The following is an 18,979-nucleotide window of genomic DNA, read 5'->3' on the forward strand; positions in this document are numbered from 1 at the left end:
ATGGGGGGGGGGCCCCCCCCCGCCCCCCCCCCCGGCCCGGGGGGCGGGGGGGGGGGGGGGGCGGGGGGGGGGGGGGCGGGCGGCGGGGGGGGGGGGGGGGGGGGGGCCCCCCCCCCGCCCCGCGGCCGGTCAGGATGCGGCGGCGTCAGCTCCGCTGAGCCGACCGGCCATGTCGGCCACGGCGCGGTAGGCCATCACCATGCCGGAGCCCAGCGGCACGCCGGGGCCTGGATAGACCGGCCCCGCTACCGAGGCCGCGGAGTTGCCCGCGGCGTAGAGGCCGGCAATCACCGAGCCGTCGCCCCGCTCGACCGCGCCTTCGGGGCCGATCACCGCGCCGCCCTTGGTGCCGAGATCGCCGAGGACCAGCCGGACCGCGTGGAAACGGGAGCCGTCGAGCGGGCGCAGGCACGGCTGCGCCGAGGTCGCACCCACGAAGAAGCGGCCGAACGGGTCCTCGCCGCGGTCGAAGTCCGCGTCCCGGCCGCGCTCGGCGAACTCGTTGAACCGGCGCACCGTCGCGACCAGTCGCTGGGGATCGACGCCGATCGCGCCGGCGAGTTCGGCGATGTCGCCTGCGGTGTGCCACAACCCGGCCGCCGAGAGTTCCTCGCGGTCGGGCGAGGGGACGCAGATGGCGGGCAGATCGTCACCGGATCGGTCGTCGAAAACGAACCAGAACGCGTCGCCGTGGCCGAGCCGCATCCGTTCGCGCATCGCGCGGCCCATCCGGTCGTAAGGAAGCATTTCGTTCGCGAAGCGCTGCCCGGTGCCGTCGACGAAGATTCCGGCCCGCACGCCGAGCGTGAACGCGGCATGGCCGTTGGGGAACAGGGTGGCCGGACACCACCACGACTGGTCCAGAAGGTCCAGTTCGGCGCCCGCCGACTGCGCCAAGGCGACGGCGTCGCCGGAGCCGGTGTCGGGGTGCGACGAACTCCAGTCGGCGGTCGGCATGTCCTGCCACTTCGCGCGCAGTTCCGCCGAACGCTCGAAACCGCCCGCGGCAAGCAATACTCCCGCGCGCGCCCGGATGCGGGTCTGCGTGCCGTCCGGTCCGGTGACGACGACGCCGGTGACCCGCCCCTCCTCGTCCTGCACCAGGCCGGTGGCCGGGGTGGACAGTTTCAGCTCGGCGCGACCCGAGGCGTCCAGAGCGAGGATCATCCGGGCGATCCAGGCCTGGCCGCCGTCGAGCATCGACCGGTCCATTTCGATCCCGAACTGGTCGACCGGCACGACCGGCCGGATGTCGCCCAGCCGGTCACCGACCTCCTCCGCCGAGATCGGGCGGGCGAAGATGCTGCGCCCGTTGGCGCTTCGTCCCGGCGCGTCGAAATAGTCCGGGAAAGGCCGGTGCTCGAGTGGGATGCCGATCGTGTTCTCCAGGAAGTCGGCGACGACCGGACCGGTCTCCAGGTAGGCACGCTGCACCTCGGGGCGGGTGCGGTCACCGACGAGCGCGGAGAAGTAGGCGAGTCCCTTCTCGACGGAATCGTCGACACCGTCCCGCTTCAGCACGTGATTGCCGGGCAACCAGACGCTGCCACCGGAATAGGCCGACGTGCCGCCGAAACGATCCGTCTTCTCGATCACGCAGGTCGACAGACCCCGGTGGGTCGCTGCCAGCGCTCCCGCCAGGGCCGCGCCACCCGAGCCCACCACTACAACGTCAAAGGTACTGCCCCAGCTCATCGTCGACTGCACTCCATCTCTCCGGTCCGGGTGTGAACGGCGTCACGCTAGACCTCGCGCGGCACCGTCACGCCCGGTCATCCCGCTCAGCGGTCGTTCGGCTGCGCGGTGGAGCTCACGACCTCGATCAAATAGCCGTCGGGGTCACGCACCTTGCCGATGGTGCGGCCGCCGAACCGGGCCAGCGTGGTCGCGGGCATTTCCCCGGTGCCGCCGTGCGCGCAAGCAGTGTCCAGCAGCCCGGCCACGTCCTCGGTGTTCAGGACCAATTTCACGAGCATGGTGCCGTGGTCGGGTGCCGCGGGAGCGCCATGCGGTGCGATGAGTTCCACTCCGGCCGTTCCGGCCCGCAGGATCACCGCGTCGAAGGTGTCGGTGGTGAAGGACCGCTCTTCGGAGAATCCGCATCCTGCGGTGTAGAACTTGGCCGACCGCGCCAGGTCGGTGACGCGGATCGCGGTGAGCGAGAGACTCACTCCCGGCGTCGGGGTCCCGCTCATCGGGTCTGCGACCCGCCGTTGAAGTCGAGCGTCTGTCCGGTCATTCCCCCGGCTTCGTTCGAGGCCAGGTACGCGCAGAACGCGCCGACCTCGATCGGGTCGCCCAAGCGCCCGATCGGGATACCGGCGATCAGCCGCTCGATCTGTTCCGGCGGCATCTTGTGCACCAGGTTGGCCTGCAGGCCGAGAGCGACGATATTGGCGGTCACGCCGTACTGCCCGGTTTCGGCGGCGAGATGACGGATGAAGCCTTCGATGCCGCTCTTGCCGGTGGCGTACATGGAGACATTGATGTTCTGGCCGGTGCGCGCCGACCCCGACGAGATCTGCACGACACGGCCCCAGCCGTTGTCGCACATGCCGTCGATGACCGCCTTGATGCAGTTCATCGCGCCGTAGATGTTGAGGTCGATCGACGGCGGCCACTGCTCGGGCGTCAGCTCCCGGAACGGCTTGCTGACCCGATCCTCGGCTACGCCGGCGTTGTTCACCAGGATGTTCACGTGGCCCCCCAGCTCGGCCTCGGCCGAGCGAACCGCGTCGACCGTCGCCTGGTAGTCCGTGACGTCGAACGCCCTGGCGATGGCCTTGTTGCCCTCGGCGACGATGTCCGTCGCCACCCGCTCCGCGCGATCGGCGAACAAATCGTTCACCACGACTGTCGCCCCTTGACGCGCCAGCACCGTCGCGATGCCCTCCCCCACGCTCTGGCCCGCACCGGTGACCAGGGCGATTCGCCCATTCAATTCGAACACGAGTTCACCTTTCGTCGATTCGTCACCAGATCGCAGGGGTGACGTCCTGCCTCTGCACACTCTCCGAGCCGGACGTCAGGATTGTCAATCATCATTGGATTTTATTTTGGATCCAATCTGCTACCGTGGCCCCATGACGCCTGACAATCCGGTCGGCGCCCCGTCCGAGCCGCCGGTCCTGACCGACTTCACGGACGGTGTCGCGCAATTGACACTCAACAATCCGCGCCGCAAGAACGCGATCACCTTGGAGATGGCCGCGCTGATCGGTGACTTCTGCACCCGGGTGGAGACCGACCCCGGCATCGGCGCGGTGGTGGTGCGCGCGGCGGGCTCCTACTTCTGCAGCGGCGCCGACACCCGCGACCTGGCGACATCCTCGGCCGACCCCGCCTCCCCCGAAGCGGTGAGCCGCACGTCAGCGGTCTACGGCGCCTTCGTCCGGGTCGGCATGCTGCCCGTTCCCACCATCTCACGAGTGGTCGGCGGCGCGGTCGGCGCCGGACTCAACCTCGCCATGGCCACCGACCTCTTGGTGGTCACGCCCGAGGCGCGGCTGGAGAGCGGATTCCTCGCTCGCGGCATCCACCCCGGCGGCGGGCACCTGGCACTGCTCGGCCGTGCCGTCGGCTGGTCGAGCACCATCGCGCTTGCCGCCTGCGGTCTGTCGCTGACCGGTACCGACGCGGTCGCCCGCGGCCTGGCACACCTGGCCGCCGCGGAGTCCGACCTCGACGCGCGCATCGCGGAGCTCACCGCCCCGGCCGCCGCCGATCCCGAACTCACCCGCCGCATCATGAACAGCGCCCGGCTCGAACTGGGCCCGCCCGCGGTGAGCTGGTCGTCGGCCCTCGAGATCGAGCGCGGTGTGCAGATGTGGTCGATGTCGCGCAAGGGCGAGAGTTCCTGGTCGTCGCGGGGGCCCGGACGATGACCGCCGTGTCCACTGCGCCCGGCGGCTCCCCCGCCGCGGACGCCGAGCTGCGGCGGGTCCGCGGCGAGGTGCGCGCCTTCTTGCGCGCGGAACTCGACGCCGGTTCCTTCTCCCCCGCGCCGGACAACTGGATGAGCGGGTTCGATCCGGCGTTCAGCGCCCGGCTGGGGGCGCGCGGTTGGCTCGGCATGACGCTGCCGAAACGCTATGGCGGGCACGAGCGTCCCCTCCTCGAACGCTTCGTGGTCACCGAGGAACTTCTCGCTCACGGTGCACCGGTCGCCGCGCACTGGATCGCCGACCGGCAGATGGCGCCGAGCATCTCGGCCAACGGCACGGAGCAGCAGAAGCAGCGCTACCTGCCCGGCATCGCGGCCGGTGAGCTGTTCTTCGCCATCGGGATGAGCGAGCCCGACGCCGGCTCCGACCTCGCCGCGGTGCGCACGAAGGCGGTGGAGCGCTCCGACGGCTCGTGGACGATCAGCGGCACCAAGGTCTGGACCACCGGAGCGCACGTGGCACACGCCATGGTGTTGCTGGCCCGCACCGACGGCGGTCCTGGTGACCGGCACACCGGGCTGTCGCAGTTCGTGGTCGACCTGTCGCACGCGGATATCGAGGTACGCCCGCTGCGCAGCATCGACGGCGGCGCGCACTTCAACGAGGTCGTCTTCCACGACGCGCACGTCGGCGCCGACGCCCTGCTCGGTCGGCGCGGTGCGGGCTGGACTCAGGTGATGAGCGAGCTCGCCTTCGAACGGTCCGGCCCCGAGCGCTACCTGTCGACCATGCCGCTGCTGCACGCGTGGGCCGAGCGGCTGCGCCGCACCGGCGCCACCGAGCAGCAGCGCGTCACACTCGGTTCGCTGACCGCGCACGCCTGGGCGCTGCGCCGGATGTCACTCGCGGTCACCGCCGAACTCGCCGCGGGCCGCAAGCCCGACGTCCTCGCGGCGATGGTGAAAGATCTCGGCTCCACCTTCGAGGGCGACCTCGTGGAGGCCATTCGCGCCTGCGCCGAGACCGAGCCCCGGCGCCATGGCGGCGATGCGTTCGCCCGCCTGCTCGCCGCCGGGGTACTGCACACACCGGCGTTCACCCTGCGGGGCGGCACGAACGAGATCTTGCGCGGAATCGTCGCGCGCGGAATGGGATTGCGATGAGCTACCTCAACCTCGAGTTGATCTCGGCGGTCGCCTCGATGGCCGAGCGCGTCGGGATCGACACCACTACGCCCGCCGGGGGAACCGACGGCGCGCTGTGGGCCGCGCTCACCGAGGCAGGCTTCACCGAGATCGGGATCCCGGAGGCGCAGGGCGGCAGCGGCGGAAGCACGGCCGACGCGCTGTCGGTGCTGCACGCGGTCGCCCGGCACGGCGCTCTCACCATGCTGCTCGAGCACACCGTGCTGGCGAGCCGTCTGGTCGCCGAGTGCACCGGCAACCCGGCGAATCAGCCCGCCACCCTCGCCATCGCTCGCGAGGGCTGCACTGCACGCGACACCGGCGACGGTGTCGTGCTCGACGGCATCGTCACCGGTGTCGTCCACGGGTCCGACGCCCAACTGCTGGTCGTGTTGTTGCCCGCGTCCGGCGCGGGTGAGCGACCATCGGTCGCGATCGTGGCGGCCGACGCGGCCGGCATCAGCTCGGAGAGAGGCAGCGACCTGCTGGGTGCCGCACTCGACGACTACCGCTTCGACGGCACGCCCGTCCGGCTGTACCGATCCCCAGTGGACACAACCGAAGTCGAGGAACGCGGAGCACTCGCGTACGCGGTGGCGCTGACCGCGGCAGCGGGTGCGGTCCGCGATCGGACGCTGCGCTATGCCGCCGAGCGAGTCCAGTTCGGTCGCCCCCTCGCCAAGTTCCAGGCCATCCAGCAACGACTCGCCGGCCTCGCCGCGTCGACCGCGTTGATGGAGACGGCGACCGAGGCCGCCGCGACCGCCGACCACACGGCTCGCCGCACCGCGATCGCGGCCGCCAAGGTGGTGACCTCCGCGTCGGCCCGGGAGGTGGCCGCCGCCGGGCACCAGATCCACGGCGCCATCGGATTCACCTCCGAGCACATGCTCGGGCGCTCGACCACCGCGCTGTGGAGCTGGCGCAACCGCTACGGCTCGGAGCGGTACTGGTCGGAGGTCCTGGCCGGGCAAATCCTGGACGAGGGCGCCGATCCATGGGATCTGATCATCGGTGCGGAGTCAACCGACGCTGTTGCCGCAGAAAGGTATTCGCGATGACTATCGTCACCACCGACGAGACGGGCGTCGACGGCCGCGCCGCCTGGCGCGCCGCGGACACCGCGACCGGCGCCGGCGTATTGAGCGGGCTGCGCGTGCTGGATCTGAGCCGTGTGCTGGCCGGCCCGTACACCGCGCAGATGCTGGCCGATCAGGGCGCCGAGGTCATCAAGGTGGAGGGGCCAGGCGGTGATGAAACCCGCGGCTGGGGCCCGCCGTTCGTGGACGAGGGCGCCAGCAGCGCGTACTACGCCAGTCTCAACCACAGCAAGGAGAACATCGGTCTCGACCTGCGCACCGACGAGGGCCGCGAGATCCTCGCACACCTGCTCGCCGGCGCCGACGTCGTGATCGAGAACTTCAAGGCGGGCACCATGGCGCGCTGGGGATTCGATTTCGAGACGGTGCTGGCGCAGCGGCATCCGCGCCTGATCTACTGCCGCATCACCGGTTTCGGCGTGGACGGGCCGATGGGCGGGCTGCCCGGTTACGACGCGGTGCTGCAGTCCTTCGGCGGGCTGATGAGCATCAACGGCTACCCGGACGGGAACCCACTGCGGGTCGGAGTGCCGATCGTCGACATCGTCACGGCCAACTTCGCGGTCAACGGAATCCTGCTGGCGCTGTTCGAGCGCGAGCGCAGCGGCCGGGGGCAGTTGGTCGACCTGGCGCTGCTGGACTCGGTCATCTCCCTCCTGCATCCGCACGCGGCCAACTGGGTCGCCAGCGGCAAGGTGCCGCAGCGGACCGGGGACTTCCATCCGACGGTGGTGCCCTACCAGGTATTCCGTGCCGCCGACGGCGACTTCTTCGTCAGCGCGGCCAACGACCGACAGTTCCGTTCGCTCGCCGAGACTCTCGGGGTGCCCGAACTCGCCGACGACGCACGCTTCACCACCAACGGCCGGCGCCACGCCCACCGTGAAGAGCTCGTCGCGATCCTCGCCGAGCGGATCGCGCCGTGGTCGCGGCAGGAGCTGGCGCTGCGCCTGGAACAGGTCGGAGTGGCCGCCGCACCGGTCAACACCGTGGACGAGGCGTTGCGGGCCGCGCAGACGCGGCATCGCGGCCTGTTTCTCGAGACGGAGGACTATCGGGGCGTCGGGGTGCCGATCAAGCTGAGTCGGTCCCCGTACCGCACCCCGCGCCCTGCGGTGCCGCGTGGCGCCGACACCGCAGCCGTGCTGAGCGCCATGGGCTACAGCGCCGAGCGGATCGCGGCGCTGCGGGCGGCTGGTATCTTCGGGAATCCGTGAGCAAGCGAACCGGCAGTGCAGCGGCGGCGGAGGGCGGTCGCGACGTCGGCCGGGCCACCGGACGGGTGGTCGAGGAGATCGAGCGGCTGATCGTGAGCGGTGAACTGCTGCCGGGTCAGCCGATCCGCCAGGTCCTGATGGCTGAGCGACTCGGCGTCAGCCGACTGCCGATCCGCGAAGCCTTGCGCCACCTCACCGCCGAAGGCCTGGTCGAGCACGAGCCCAATGTCGGCTATACGGTAGCCCGTCTGCAACAGTCCGACTTCGACCAGATCTACCTCATGCGCGCCGCGCTCGAGCCCGAGGTGCTGCGGTCGCTTCCGCTGTTTCCCGAAGACGCCCTCGCCGAGGTCACCCGGGCCGCCGAACTGGTGGTCGCCGCCGCTGAGCACGGTGACGTACTCGCCATGCGGCTGCACAACCACGCCTTCCACTTCGCGATCTTCGACCGATCACCACTGAACCTGGTGGTCGCCGAAGTGCGCCGGCTGTGGACGCTGGCCATGCCGTACCACGCCGCCTATCTCTACGACCCGGCCGCCCGTGCGCGCGTGGTGGCCGAACACGACCAGATGATCGAAGCGCTCGCCCGCCACGACAACGAGCGGCTCGTCGAGTTGATGAACGAGCACCGCCGGGGTGGGGAGACGAGCACCGGGATCATGTTGCGCGCCACGCGCACAGCCGCGGATCACCCGGCAGTTCCCGCCGTTCCCCAGGAGTAGACCAGTGACCGTTCCGACCGGGCATCCGCCGTACCGTTTCGTCTGGGATCCCGATGTCGCCGTGCTCGTCGAGCGGATGGCGAGCATCGGAGCGGCCCCTCTGCGGACCGTCGGCGTCGAGGCGGCCCGCCGTTCGCTCGAGTCCATCGTCCGCCCGCCCGGCCCTGAGATGGCGGCGGTACGCGACGCGACGATCGCCGGCCCGCACGGCACGATCCCGCTGCGCGTCTACCGGCCGCACGCGGCACCGGAGACGAGCGCGCCCGCACTCGTCTGGTTCCACGGCGGCGGCATGATCATGGGCACGCTGCAGTCGTTCGACCGGCTGGCCCGTGATGTCGCCCACGCCACCGGTGCGGTGGTGTTCAACGTCGAGTACCGGCTCGCACCCGAGCACCGCTACCCCGTCGCCAACGACGAGGCGTACGCGGCCCTGTGCTGGGTGAGCGAGAACGCCGCGGCATGGGGCGTCGACGCTGCCCGCATCGGCGTGGGCGGAGACAGCGCGGGCGGCAGTCTGGCCGCGGCGACCGCGCTGCGCGGCCGGGACCTGGCCGGGCCCGCCATCGCCCAGCAGGTGCTGTTCTATCCCGGGATCGAACGGCGCACAGATAGGCCGTCGATGCGCGAGTTCGGCGATTCCCCTTTTCTCACCGCCCCGGATATCGACTGGATGAAGGGCTTGTACCTCGGTGAGGATCCGGCCGTCGACGACGCCTACGGCGTTCCGGCGCTGGCGGATTCACTCGCGGGTCTGCCGCAGGCCGTCATCGCCGTCGGCTACGGCGATCCCCTCCGCGACGCCGTCGAGGCCTACGGCGACCGGATGCGGGACGCCGGCGTACCCACCGCACAGCTGCGCTACCCGGGCGTCGGCCACGGCTTCGCCATGCAGACCGCCTCGGTCGCCCGCGCTCGGGCGGCGATGGCCGAGGTCGGCGCCTTGGTGGCGGCGCGTTTCCGGCAGGCGTAGCCGCGCGAACACACGACACGGGCCCCGGAGCCGATGCTCGGAGGCCCGGGTTCGTGCGGCTCGATGCTCAGCCGCGCCCCGGCGCCAGCAGCTTCTTGAGCGGGACCGCGTTGTCGGACAGAACTTCTGGACCTGGACGATGGCCCTTGCCGAGCGCCGACCGCAACGCCACGAAGTCGGCCGGCGAATTCAGGCACTCGGCGGCGACCAGCGCGTCGTCGGTGAAGTAGAGGGCGACCCGCCGGCGCGGGCGCTGCGGATCGACCCGCACGAGCATCGCGGTGTGGCCACCGATGAGACCCGTGATTTGCAGCTTCTGATCGCCCTGATCGGACCAGAACCACGGGGCGGCCCGATCGGGGACCGGTCGCCCCAGCAGCACCGCGGCAGCGGTATCGGCCTGTTCCACCGCGTTGTCCACCGACTCGAGCCGGTAGCGGCTGCCGGTGCTCGACACGTGGGTGGTGCAGTCGCCGACCGCCAGTGTCCACCCGTCGGAGGCCAGGCACCGCTCATCGACGACGATTCCGCCGTCGCACTCCAGCCCGAACTGCTCGGCCAGCTCGGTGCGCGCTTCGGCTCCGATACCGACCAGCACCGTCGCCGCCGGTATCTCGCGGCCGTCATCGAGCCGCACCGCCCGGACTCCGTCGCCGTCGTGCAGTATTTCCACCGGCGCCGCGCCGAGCACGACCTCGGTTCCCATCGCACGATGGGCGACGAGCAGGGCGGTGGCGGTGTCCGCGCCCACCGCGCGGGCGAGCAATCGCTCGCCCGCCTCGATCACGGTTACCTCGGCCCCGAGTGCACGCGCGGTGGCGGCGACCTCCAGGCCGACGAACCCGCCGCCGATCACCACCAGGGGGCCGGCCTGCACCCGGGCGGCGAGCGACCGGGCGTGGTCCAGATCGCGCAACACGAGCACGTCGGAGTGGTCCGCGCCCGGCAGCGTCAACCGCCGCGCCCGCGCTCCGGTCGCCAGCACCAGCCGGTCGAACCGTCGCACGAGGCGCTCGCCGTCCCGCGAGAACCGCACCTCGACTCCCGCCGAGGTCCGCTCGAGCTCCTCCACGCGCGCCCCGGTGAGCAGTTCGATCTTCTGGTTCTCGTAGTGGGCGGGACCGCGCAACAGCACCGAGTCGCTACTGGCTTCGCCTTTGAGCCATGCCTTGGACAGCGGTGGCCGCTGGTACGGAAGGTGTGGTTCGTGGGAGATCAGTGTGATCTCTCCGGTGTAGCCCTCGGTACGGAGGCGATCGGCGAGTTGTACACCGGCGTGCGAGGCCCCGACGACCACGACGCTGTGCGGCATCGACACCTCCGGGCCAAGCGTGTCCTGCGCTCCGGTCATCGGTCAGACCTGTTCGTCGGGGACGGTCACGTGCAGGTCGATTCCGTCCGACAAGGTCAGCTGGCAGGACAGGCGTGAGTTGTCCTGCCGGTCCGATGCGGTGCAGTCCAGCATGTCGTCCTCGTCCTCGGTGGGCTCCGGAAAGAACCCCAGCTCCTTTTGATCGAGGTAGACGTGGCAGGTGGCACATGACAACGTGCCACCGCACTGGCCCACGATGCCGTTCACGCCGTTGCGCACAGCGGTCGACATGACCGAGTCCCCAGCGACGCCGTCGACGACCTTCACCACGCCGTCGGGCTGGGTGTAGAACACTTTCGGCATCGCTGCTCCTACCAGCTGACCGGCAGATCGGTGATCGCCTGGGTGAGGTTGTCTTTGTCGATGACCGCCTCCCCGTCGAGCTTCAGTCCTGGCAGTCGCTTGAACAGCTCGGCCAGGCCGACCTGCATCTCCATCCGGGCCAGGGGCGCACCCAAGCAGTGGTGCAAGCCGTAGCTCAAGGTCAGGTGCGGGTTGTTGCTGCGCCGGATGTCGAAGACCTCGTCGTTCTCGACGGCCACGCCGTCGTGGTTGACCGAGGCGGGATCGACCAGCACGGCCTCGCCACGGGCGATCACCTGGCCGTCGAGTTCCACATCCTCGGTGGCGACGAAGGGAACGAGCCCGCCGCCACCGGTGATCGTGTCGCCCAGCGCCATCCGTCCGTGCCGCAGGATCTCCTCTACCGCGGTGGGGGCCATCCCGTCCGGATCCCGCAGGAAGAGCTCGAGCTGATCGGGATTGCGCAGCAGCGACAGCACACCGGCGCAGATGAAGTTCGCGGTGTTGTCGAACCCGCCGATGATCAGAACCAGGGCGATCGGCAGGATTTCGGCGTCGGTGAGGCTGTCGTCCTTGTCGCGAGCGTTGGCCAGGTCACTCAGCAGATCCTCGCGCGGGTTCTTCCTGCGCTCCTCGATGAGGGCCATCATGTACACGACCAGCTCGGTCATGTTGGCGACGACCTCTTCCTCCGGCATGTTCGCCACGGCCAGGGTGGACGAGCTCCACTTCTGGAACTTGGGCCGATCCTCCGGCGGCACGCCGAGCAAGTTGGCCAGCATCTGGATCGGCAGCGCCACCGCGTAGTCGTGCACCAGGTTGGTCGGCGCGCCCTTCGCGATCATCTCGTCGATCAGATGATCGGCGAACTCCACCGCCGAATCACGCATGGCCTTGACCCGCTTCGGCGAGATCGAGCGCTGCACCAGCTTGCGCAGCTTGGTGTGATGCGGCGGATCCTCGAACTGCAAGGTGGTCCGCAGGAAGTCCGGGAACTCCACGAAGTAAGGGGTCACGCGTTCACCGGTGCGGAACGGCTCCCGCACGAATCGGGGATCGCTCAACATCTGCCGAGCCGCGGCATTGCGGTGGATGACCCACGCGTCGCCGCCGAAAGGCATCGTCATCTTCGTCATCGGCCGGTCCGCGGCGATCGCCCGGTACCGCGCGGCCGCTTCGTCGGGATCGACCGCGCCGAAGGGGTATTCGGTGCCGGTCGCCGTCTCGGTTGTGCTCATGTGATGGCTCCTGGAAGGGACGTCGGGATTCAGGACACCGGCATCTGGGCCGGGGCGACGACCTGCGGCACAGCCTGCGGCGTGATCGCCATGATCTGCTCGAACTGCTCGGCGACGGTCTCGACGGTGAGCGAAGGGTCGTGGATGCCGACGGTATTGACCAGCGCCAACCGGTTCACGATGCCGCCAGCCACGTTGAACACCTCACCGGTGACCTGGCAGTCGGGATGCACCAGATAGGCCACCACCGGAGCCACGTGCTCCGGCAGCAGCGCCGTGCGCATGTACTCCATGATCTCCGGCGACAAGGTGTCGGCCGCTGCCTCGGCCATCCGGGTGCCCGCGCCCGGCGCGATGGCATTGACCTTGATGCCCGCGGCCAAGCCTTCGAGCGCCAAGTTGCGGGTCAGACCGAACAACGCGCCTTTGGAACCGCCGTAGTGCGACATACCCGGGTTGCCCAGCATCGCTTGCGAAATGGTGTTGACCACACGCGGGGCGTCGGCCTCGAGCAGGTGCGGCCAAGCCGCCCGGCACAACCGCATCGCGCCGAAGTAGTGCACGTCGAGATGACGCTGGTACTCCTCGTCCGGCACCTCCGTGAAGGGCGCGGTACGGACGATGCCCGCGTTGTTGACGACGGCCGAGAGCTTGCCGAACGACGAGATGGCGGCGTCGACCAGCGCGCGCGCCCCCTGCTCGGTCGAGACGTCGGCGTTGCAGGCGACGGCTTTGCCGCCGGCGGCGGTGATCTCGGCGACCACACCCGCGGCCGGGTCGTCACCCTCTACGCCGGAGCCGTCGATGCGGGCACCGAGGTCACCCACCACCACGGCGGCGCCACGCGAGGCGAGCAGCAGCGCGTTCGCCCGCCCGATGCCACGACCCGCGCCGGTCACGATGACGACGCGATCGCTGAAATCCAGTGTTGCCATTGTCTTTTCCTCGTATTCCTGGCTGTCTCGGTGTGATCAGGGGCGAGTGTCGCCGCCGCGGTGGGCCACATCGGCCACCCAGACGCTGCCCAGCGCCTCCCGGGCCGACTTCTCGAAGTCGTAGACCTCGTACCCGACCGTCATGTAGAGCCGGTCCCGGTCCGGGCCACCCAGCAGGCACGCGGAGGCGATGCCGTTCTCCAGCGGCATCGGGATCGCGTCGGTGATGCCCTGCTCGGTGAAGCGCGCGACGTAGCCGCCGCCGGGCATGGCCGCCCACACCCCGCCCTCCGCGTCGAGCCCGATGCCGTCGGGCATGAACGGGCAGGAGGCGAAGTCACGGGGGTTCGACAGCGTGCCGTCCGGAGCGCGGTCGAGCACGGTGATCTTGAACGCCATGACCTCGGCGGTGTAGACCTTGGTGCCGTCGGCGCTGACGGCGATCCCGTTCGCGCACAGCAGCGGACCCACCTTCTCCGGGGTGGAGACAGCGCCGTCCGGCTCGACCACGATCAGCGGAGAGGCGACCGGTTGCTCACCCTTGAAGATGTCGAAGCCGAGCTGGGTGATGTAGGCGCGACCGTCGGCGTCGACCACCATGTCGTTGGCGGCGGCCGAACAGTACTGCGAGATATCGGCATACACCGACAGGTCGCCGGGTCCGCCGCCACCGTGCGCCAGCACCAGCTTCTCGTGCATGGACACCACGATCAGGCGGCCGTCGGGCAGCCAGCCGAACCCGCCCAGCACGATCGGAGCATCGGTGTTCGCGGCGCGGCCGGTCGCATCCACGACGACGGTTGCGTTGCCGTCGGCGTCGAGCGTCTTGAGAGTTCCGGTGTACATGTCCGAGAACCAGAAGGCGCCCGCGTGCCACCGCGGGCACTCCGGCCAGGAGTATCCACTCGAGACCTTGCGGGCCTCGAAAGTCGAGGCGCCGGCGGCGCTGACGGCGGCAGCGACGGTGTCAACGGGATTGGTCATGGTCTGGACCTTCCGGGAAACGGTGACCGATGTCGCCGGCCCCGCCTGCGGCGGGAACCGGTGTGCGGAAGCGCGAAACTCACGCGTGAACTGGGTCACAAGGACTTGGCATGTCAGGACGATAGGGCGCGCCTCACTCACCGGACGGTGCGCTCCCATTCAGCGGGAGCCCCCACCGGACGGAGCCGGTGCGCTTCCCGGCGAGCGGAACGGGTGGCCTCCGCACGGCGGCCGGTCTGCTGCTATGAGCGGACCGCGGCGGCGAACGGCACCGCCGGGAGAGGACCTGTCACCATGCCCGACCATCGGGCCATCGTCGACGTGCTGAACCGATACGGTTACGCGCTCGACGGCCGCGACTGGACGATGCTCGAAGACGTCTTCCACCCCGACGCCTCCGGTGACTACGGCGGTTTCCGCGTCGAAGGGCGCGCCACGCTGATCCGGACCATCGCCGGATATCTCGATCCGTGCGGCCCATCCCAGCACTTGCTCGGCACCTATCGCGTCGCCGTCGACGGTGACGCGGCGGAATCCAGCTGTTAGGTCCGCGTCGTGAATTTGGGCACGGGCGAGCGCGCGAAACCGTCGACCGGCCGGACAAGCTCGACGCGCTGTCGCCCGAGATGTCGGAGCGCCGGACGCCTTGTGCTGACCGGTTCAGGGCCCGCCTCGGCCAGCGGGAAATGGCCGAGGCCATCGATTGGCTCCCGCAGCTACGGCGCGGCCCACGACGCCGCATGCCGCCCCGCGCGCCGGCCGAAGTAGGAACCGGCGCCGAGTTGGGTTCCGCTGGCGTATCCCTTGCCGTCCTGGGCCAGGCTCGGTGCGCACGCGCCGGCGGCGTAGAGGCCCGGCACGACCGCACCGTCGCCGCCGACAACCCGGCCGTCGACCGTCGTGCGCAGCCCGCCGAGGGTGAATCCGGCGTAGGACGCCGCGCCCAGCGAAAGGTCGAAGGCTGCCCACGGTCCGTGGTCCTGCGGCTCGACGTACTCCGGTTGCTTGTGGAAAGCCGGGTCCTCCCGGCGCACCGCGTGCGCGTTGTACTCGTCCAGGGTCTTCTGCAGGCTTCCCTCCGGAAGCGCGAGCGCAGCTTCCATCTCGGCGACGCTCTCCCAGCCGTCGATGAACGGCACCAACTGGAAATCGCGCTTCTCCAGATGCGCTTCGTCCAGAATCAGGTAGGCCTTCGCACCGGGCTGCTCCAGGACGAAACCCGCCGTGCGGGCGTGGTAGGAATCCTCGGCGACGAACCGCCGCCCGAGCGCGTTGACCACGATGCCGGTGAGATGGCGGGCGGGCGGATAGATCGGGGCGGTGAGGAAGCACTGGTCCATGTGTTCGGTCGCGCCGCCGACGGACATGCCCAGGCGGATGCCAAGCCCGTCGTCATAGGAGGAGCCCAGCGTGTAGGGCTTCTCGGCCAAGACCGGCGCGTATTGCCGCACCATGTCGGGATTCATGACGAAACCACCCGTCGCGACGACAACCGCACCCGCCTTGATCACTCCGCGCTGCGACAACCCTTTCCAGGCGACGCCCGTGACCGCGCCCTGTCCGTCGCACACCAGGTTCCTGGCGCCGACGGCGTAGCGTATCTCTACGCCGAGGCGCGCGAGACGCTCCACGAGCAGCCCGGTGACGAGCGCCGCGCCGCCGGTGTCACCGGCGACGGGAACCTTGTGTCCGCGTGGCGCCGGCACCGCCAGCTCGCGAAACGGCCAGACGTTCTCATTGCCGGTGTACATCAAACCCTGCGTACCGGGCTGGATCACCGCCTTCTGCGGGTAGAAGGTGCGCTCGAACTGGAAGCCCAGGTCCTCCAGCCAGTGGAAGTGCTCGACGCTGTCGGCACAGTAGGCGCGAATCTTGTCCACGTCGGGGCTGCGTGAAACTGCGGTGAGGTACTTCGCCATCTCTTCGGCCGAATCGGAGTGCCCGGTCGCCGTCTGCACGGGCGTGCCACCGCCGAGGTAGAAATGGCCTCCGGCCATCGCCGAGGTCCCGCCAGGCGCCGCCGCGCGTTCCAGGACGAGCACCCGTGCTCCTTGTGCCGCGGCCTCGGCCGCCGCGCAACCCCCGGCGATGCCCGCGCCGATCACGACGACGTCGACCTCGTCCGACCACTCCGCCACCTCGGCGGCCGCCACTACTTCAGGAATATCGGTTCGCATGCCGGGCAGAGTCGCCCGGACCGACGGCGATGCGCCAGATCGCCTCCCACCGAGCGGAACGAGCCCCCCACGCCTGGGGGCCGGTCTGCTGCCATGAGCAGGTCGAGGCGGCCGAAAGCGCCGCCGGGAAAGGACTCCATGTCATCGGTAGCGCAGATCACCGCGGTGGTGCGCGAATACGTGTCCCGCCTCACCACCGGCACGGCGGCGGAAATCGCCGCCCTCTACGCCGAGGACGCCACTGTGGAAGACCCCGTCGGCGCGGAAGTCCGGCGCGGGCGCGACGCCATCACCGCCTTCTACGGCCCGCTCGACGCCGTCGACAACAGCGCGGAGCTGCTGGTGGTCCGGGTCTCGGGGTCTTCGGCGGCCTTCCACATGCGAGTCACCACGACGACGACCGACCGGGTGATCATCGTAGAACCCATCGATGTCATGGCCTTCGACGCCGACGGACACATCACGAGCATGCGCGCCTTCTACAACGCCGCCGATATCGTCACCACAGCTCGCTGAGAGCGGGGCTCACCGCCCTGCGGCCAGCCTCGCGGCCACGCGCTCCCACATGGTCGTGTCGGTGCGCGGGCCGCCCGGGGTGTCGGCACCGTAACGCGCGACCTCGGCCGTGATGTCCAACGGAGCCGTCATCGCGGTGCCCGGCCGCAGCGCCTCCTCGACATGTTCGTCCGGAACCAGCCAGCACACCTCGAACTCGATGCCGTCGGGGTCGCGACCGTACAGCGCTTTGGTCGAGCCGTGGTCGCAGGCACCGATCTCGGCGCCCACACGCCTCAGACGATCGCGGACCGCCGCGAGTTCGGACAGTGTCGCGACCTCCCAGGCGACGTGATACAACCCCACGGAGCCTGCCGCAGGGACGGCACGGTTCCTGGATCGGAACAGCCCCAGATCGTGGTCATTCGCCGATCCCGCGCAGCGCAGGAACGCGCCACCCGGGAAGCCTCCGGGCAGACGTTCGAACCCGAGCACGCTCTCGTAGAACTCCAAGCTGCGCTCCAGATCCGCTACGTACAGAACGATGTGGTTGATTCCGCGCATATCCGTGTGACCTCCTCGCCGGCTGCTCCGCTCGATCCGGCTCACTCGGCGCGAAGCACGTTCTTCATCTGCCCGGCAACCATGTTCGTCGCCCAGCGCGGAGCGAGGCGGACGAGCCGGTCGAGCAGATTCGCGTCCTGCCCGACGAGCACCCGGAAGCTGCCCTTCTCCATGCCGGCGACGACCAGATCTGCCGTACGCTCGGGGGTACTCGCCCTGACCTTCCGGCCGCCGGAGTCGATCATCGCGACGCCTGAGTTGCCGCTCAGATTCGTGCTGACGTTGCCGGGGAAGACAGTGACGACTGTGACGTTCGTGTCCGCCAGCTCCTGGTACAGCCCCTCGCTGAACTGCTTCACCGCTGCCTTGGTGGCGCTGTAGATCGTCTGGCCCGCAAAGGGAATCAGCCCGGACAGACTCGACATGTTCACCAGGATCGCCTCGGGACGCGTCCGCAGCTCGGGCAGAAACGCCAGGCACATGTCGATGGTGCCCCACAGGTTCACCCGCACCACCCGCTCGATCTCGCCACGCTCGAGTTCTATGACGGGAGCGAAGCGATGGATGATGCCCGCGATGTTCACGAGGCCGTCGACCTCTCCGTGCTCGGCCAGCACCGCGGCGGGCAGCGCTGCGACGGCCGCCGGGTCGGTGACATCGGCAACGTGCAGCGAGAGGCGGTCCTCCGGCGCGCCGGCGAGCGCACGCGTCTCCCGCAGCCAATCCTCGTTCAGGTCGATGAGCGCGACTCGCGCTCCGCGCGCGAGCAGGCGCAGCGCCGTCTGCCTGCCGATGCCGTTGCCCGCTCCGGTGACGGCCAAAACCTTTCCGTTCAGTTGCATCGGTCCTCGTTTCTGAGTAGCACGGCGTCGCAGGCACCTCGTGCTACGGATGCCGCCTGGATTCCAGCGGTACCGGGAGGCGCCGCAGGGATCGGGACGCCGATAGACGTTCCCCGACACCAGATGCTCGACGGTTCCAGCCAGCCGCGCGGCAGTCCGCACGTCCGGAACAACTCTCGCTCCACCATGCCCGAGGAGAACGTCCTGACGGTTTCCGATGCCACAACGCCAGCGTGGCGCAACTCGGCCGCTCTCGACGCCAGCTGTCCCGCTGGTCGGGAGATGCGACGAACAGATTCATCCACCGAAGCGCCTGATCGAACTAGCACGTGACACCGGCGCTACTTTTCGTCTACTTTACTGTCTCGTGCTAGTGATACACCTCTCACTGTCGCTCGACAGTGTTCCGAACCACTTCGATGAGGAACTTCGATGAAACTTCGCCGAACGACGCTCACGGCCGCGCTCGCCGTGACCGGCGTCGTGGTGGGCATGACCACCGCGCATGCCGATTCGAACCAGCCGCCGCCCGTGTCCTATCAGGCAAAGCTGGTCGGCGAATCGGTGGTGACCACCCTCGAGAACGGCAGCTTCGCCCTGCAGGACGCCGACGTCCCAGGACGACGCGAGCGCACTTGCTGTCGGGAGCAGGTCGCGGGGCGGCTTCTGCCGATACCCAGATGATCTCCCGCTTTGCCCTGATCCCGAAGTCCGTGGGGGCCATCGGTGAGCATCAATGAACGAACTCCGGGAACGGCTCGCGTGGTCCAGAACGACGCCCCAGCGCCGAGCGCGATCTTTTGATCGAGCGTCAGCGCCGCCGTGGGGGCCTCTTCAGCGATTGCGTCCATGAGGGCTTCGCATCTCCTGTCACTATCTCGTGCTAGTTGCACGATAGCAGTCGACGGCCAGAACAGGCAGATCTCCTCATGCACCGCGTGCGCAGGCATGACACCGCGCCTTACCCGGGCCGTACGCTCACCGCC

The 18,979-nt window shown here is 69.4% G+C and carries 20 protein-coding genes; 9 read left to right on the plus strand and 11 right to left on the minus strand.

Annotated elements, in window-relative coordinates:
• Positions 1 to 129: 129 nt before the first annotated feature.
• The 3 genes from ACH49X_RS02495 to ACH49X_RS02505 all read right to left on the minus strand — a co-directional run bounded on the left by ACH49X_RS02495 (position 130) and on the right by ACH49X_RS02505 (position 2,950).
• A complete protein-coding gene (locus ACH49X_RS02495) occupies positions 130 to 1,695 on the minus strand; it encodes an FAD-dependent oxidoreductase (RefSeq protein ID WP_357209246.1) in 1,566 nt (521 codons plus the stop codon).
• A gap of 86 nt (positions 1,696 to 1,781) precedes the next feature.
• A complete protein-coding gene (locus ACH49X_RS02500; RefSeq protein ID WP_195080268.1) occupies positions 1,782 to 2,195 on the minus strand; it encodes a VOC family protein in 414 nt (137 codons plus the stop codon).
• Positions 2,192 to 2,950, minus strand: a complete 759-nt coding sequence (locus ACH49X_RS02505) for an SDR family NAD(P)-dependent oxidoreductase (protein ID WP_195080269.1) — start codon at positions 2,948 to 2,950, stop codon at positions 2,192 to 2,194. The genes ACH49X_RS02500 and ACH49X_RS02505 overlap by 4 nt, the downstream gene beginning before the upstream one ends.
• 133 nt (positions 2,951 to 3,083) lie before the next feature.
• Here ACH49X_RS02505 and ACH49X_RS02510 point away from each other — a divergent pair, with 133 nt between their 5' ends.
• From ACH49X_RS02510 to ACH49X_RS02535, 6 genes are read left to right on the plus strand one after another with little or no spacing between them, the layout of a single operon-like run.
• The gene (locus ACH49X_RS02510) at positions 3,084 to 3,884 is read left to right on the plus strand and encodes an enoyl-CoA hydratase-related protein (RefSeq protein ID WP_195080270.1); all 801 of its coding nucleotides are present in this window, start codon (positions 3,084 to 3,086) and stop codon (positions 3,882 to 3,884) included.
• Positions 3,881 to 5,047 (plus strand): acyl-CoA dehydrogenase family protein, encoded by a 1,167-nt coding sequence (locus tag ACH49X_RS02515; protein ID WP_357111579.1) that lies wholly within the window; start codon positions 3,881 to 3,883, stop codon positions 5,045 to 5,047. Before ACH49X_RS02510 ends, ACH49X_RS02515 begins: the two co-directional genes overlap by 4 nt.
• Complete coding sequence (locus ACH49X_RS02520) at positions 5,044 to 6,129, plus strand: acyl-CoA dehydrogenase family protein (protein ID WP_357209244.1); 1,086 nt, start codon at positions 5,044 to 5,046, stop codon at positions 6,127 to 6,129. The genes ACH49X_RS02515 and ACH49X_RS02520 overlap by 4 nt, the downstream gene beginning before the upstream one ends.
• Positions 6,126 to 7,385 carry a CaiB/BaiF CoA-transferase family protein gene (locus ACH49X_RS02525; RefSeq protein ID WP_357111515.1) on the plus strand — a complete coding sequence of 420 codons (1,260 nt, stop codon included), beginning with the start codon at positions 6,126 to 6,128 and terminating at the stop codon, positions 7,383 to 7,385. Before ACH49X_RS02520 ends, ACH49X_RS02525 begins: the two co-directional genes overlap by 4 nt.
• Positions 7,382 to 8,110 carry a GntR family transcriptional regulator gene (locus tag ACH49X_RS02530; RefSeq protein ID WP_195080273.1) on the plus strand — a complete coding sequence of 243 codons (729 nt, stop codon included), beginning with the start codon at positions 7,382 to 7,384 and terminating at the stop codon, positions 8,108 to 8,110. The genes ACH49X_RS02525 and ACH49X_RS02530 overlap by 4 nt, the downstream gene beginning before the upstream one ends.
• A 4-nt stretch (positions 8,111 to 8,114) precedes the next feature.
• Positions 8,115 to 9,083 (plus strand): alpha/beta hydrolase, encoded by a 969-nt coding sequence (locus tag ACH49X_RS02535; protein WP_357209243.1) that lies wholly within the window; start codon positions 8,115 to 8,117, stop codon positions 9,081 to 9,083.
• A 67-nt stretch (positions 9,084 to 9,150) separates the two neighbouring features.
• Here ACH49X_RS02535 and ACH49X_RS02540 read toward each other — a convergent pair whose 3' ends face one another.
• The 5 genes from ACH49X_RS02540 to ACH49X_RS02560 are packed head-to-tail and all read right to left on the minus strand — an operon-like array spanning position 9,151 to position 13,915.
• Positions 9,151 to 10,434, minus strand: coding sequence for an NAD(P)/FAD-dependent oxidoreductase (locus ACH49X_RS02540; protein ID WP_195080274.1), 1,284 nt, complete (start codon positions 10,432 to 10,434; stop codon positions 9,151 to 9,153).
• 3 nt (positions 10,435 to 10,437) lie between these two features.
• On the minus strand, positions 10,438 to 10,758 hold the full coding sequence (locus ACH49X_RS02545; protein ID WP_195080275.1) for a 2Fe-2S iron-sulfur cluster-binding protein: 321 nt from the start codon (positions 10,756 to 10,758) through the stop codon (positions 10,438 to 10,440).
• Between the two features lie 8 nt (positions 10,759 to 10,766).
• Positions 10,767 to 11,996 (minus strand): cytochrome P450, encoded by a 1,230-nt coding sequence (locus ACH49X_RS02550; protein WP_357111508.1) that lies wholly within the window; start codon positions 11,994 to 11,996, stop codon positions 10,767 to 10,769.
• Between the two features lie 29 nt (positions 11,997 to 12,025).
• Complete coding sequence (locus ACH49X_RS02555; RefSeq protein WP_195080277.1) at positions 12,026 to 12,931, minus strand: SDR family NAD(P)-dependent oxidoreductase; 906 nt, start codon at positions 12,929 to 12,931, stop codon at positions 12,026 to 12,028.
• 36 nt (positions 12,932 to 12,967) lie between these two features.
• Entirely contained in the window at positions 12,968 to 13,915 is a 948-nt protein-coding gene (locus tag ACH49X_RS02560; RefSeq protein WP_357111504.1) for an SMP-30/gluconolactonase/LRE family protein, read from the minus strand.
• 294 nt (positions 13,916 to 14,209) lie between these two features.
• Between ACH49X_RS02560 and ACH49X_RS02565 the strand changes: the two genes are divergently transcribed.
• A complete protein-coding gene (locus ACH49X_RS02565; RefSeq protein WP_357209242.1) occupies positions 14,210 to 14,461 on the plus strand; it encodes a nuclear transport factor 2 family protein in 252 nt (83 codons plus the stop codon).
• A 170-nt stretch (positions 14,462 to 14,631) separates the two neighbouring features.
• Here ACH49X_RS02565 and ACH49X_RS02570 read toward each other — a convergent pair whose 3' ends face one another.
• A complete protein-coding gene (locus ACH49X_RS02570; RefSeq protein WP_357209240.1) occupies positions 14,632 to 16,092 on the minus strand; it encodes an FAD-binding protein in 1,461 nt (486 codons plus the stop codon).
• Between the two features lie 138 nt (positions 16,093 to 16,230).
• Here ACH49X_RS02570 and ACH49X_RS02575 point away from each other — a divergent pair, with 138 nt between their 5' ends.
• Complete coding sequence (locus tag ACH49X_RS02575) at positions 16,231 to 16,608, plus strand: nuclear transport factor 2 family protein (RefSeq protein ID WP_357111497.1); 378 nt, start codon at positions 16,231 to 16,233, stop codon at positions 16,606 to 16,608.
• Between the two features lie 9 nt (positions 16,609 to 16,617).
• On the opposite strand, the gene ACH49X_RS02580 is transcribed toward ACH49X_RS02575, so the two are convergent.
• Together ACH49X_RS02580 and ACH49X_RS02585 are read right to left on the minus strand one after the other, a co-directional pair.
• The gene (locus tag ACH49X_RS02580; protein WP_357209238.1) at positions 16,618 to 17,151 is read right to left on the minus strand and encodes a VOC family protein; all 534 of its coding nucleotides are present in this window, start codon (positions 17,149 to 17,151) and stop codon (positions 16,618 to 16,620) included.
• Between the two features lie 41 nt (positions 17,152 to 17,192).
• Positions 17,193 to 17,993: an SDR family NAD(P)-dependent oxidoreductase gene (locus ACH49X_RS02585; RefSeq protein ID WP_357209237.1), complete on the minus strand. Its 801-nt coding sequence runs from the start codon at positions 17,991 to 17,993 to the stop codon at positions 17,193 to 17,195.
• Between the two features lie 432 nt (positions 17,994 to 18,425).
• Between ACH49X_RS02585 and ACH49X_RS02590 the strand changes: the two genes are divergently transcribed.
• Positions 18,426 to 18,677: a hypothetical protein gene (locus ACH49X_RS02590; protein ID WP_357209235.1), complete on the plus strand. Its 252-nt coding sequence runs from the start codon at positions 18,426 to 18,428 to the stop codon at positions 18,675 to 18,677.
• Positions 18,678 to 18,979: the final 302 nt, after the last annotated feature.

The organism is Nocardia sp. NPDC019323 (assembly GCF_044389845.1).
GTDB classification, from domain to species: domain Bacteria; phylum Actinomycetota; class Actinomycetes; order Mycobacteriales; family Mycobacteriaceae; genus Nocardia; species Nocardia implantans.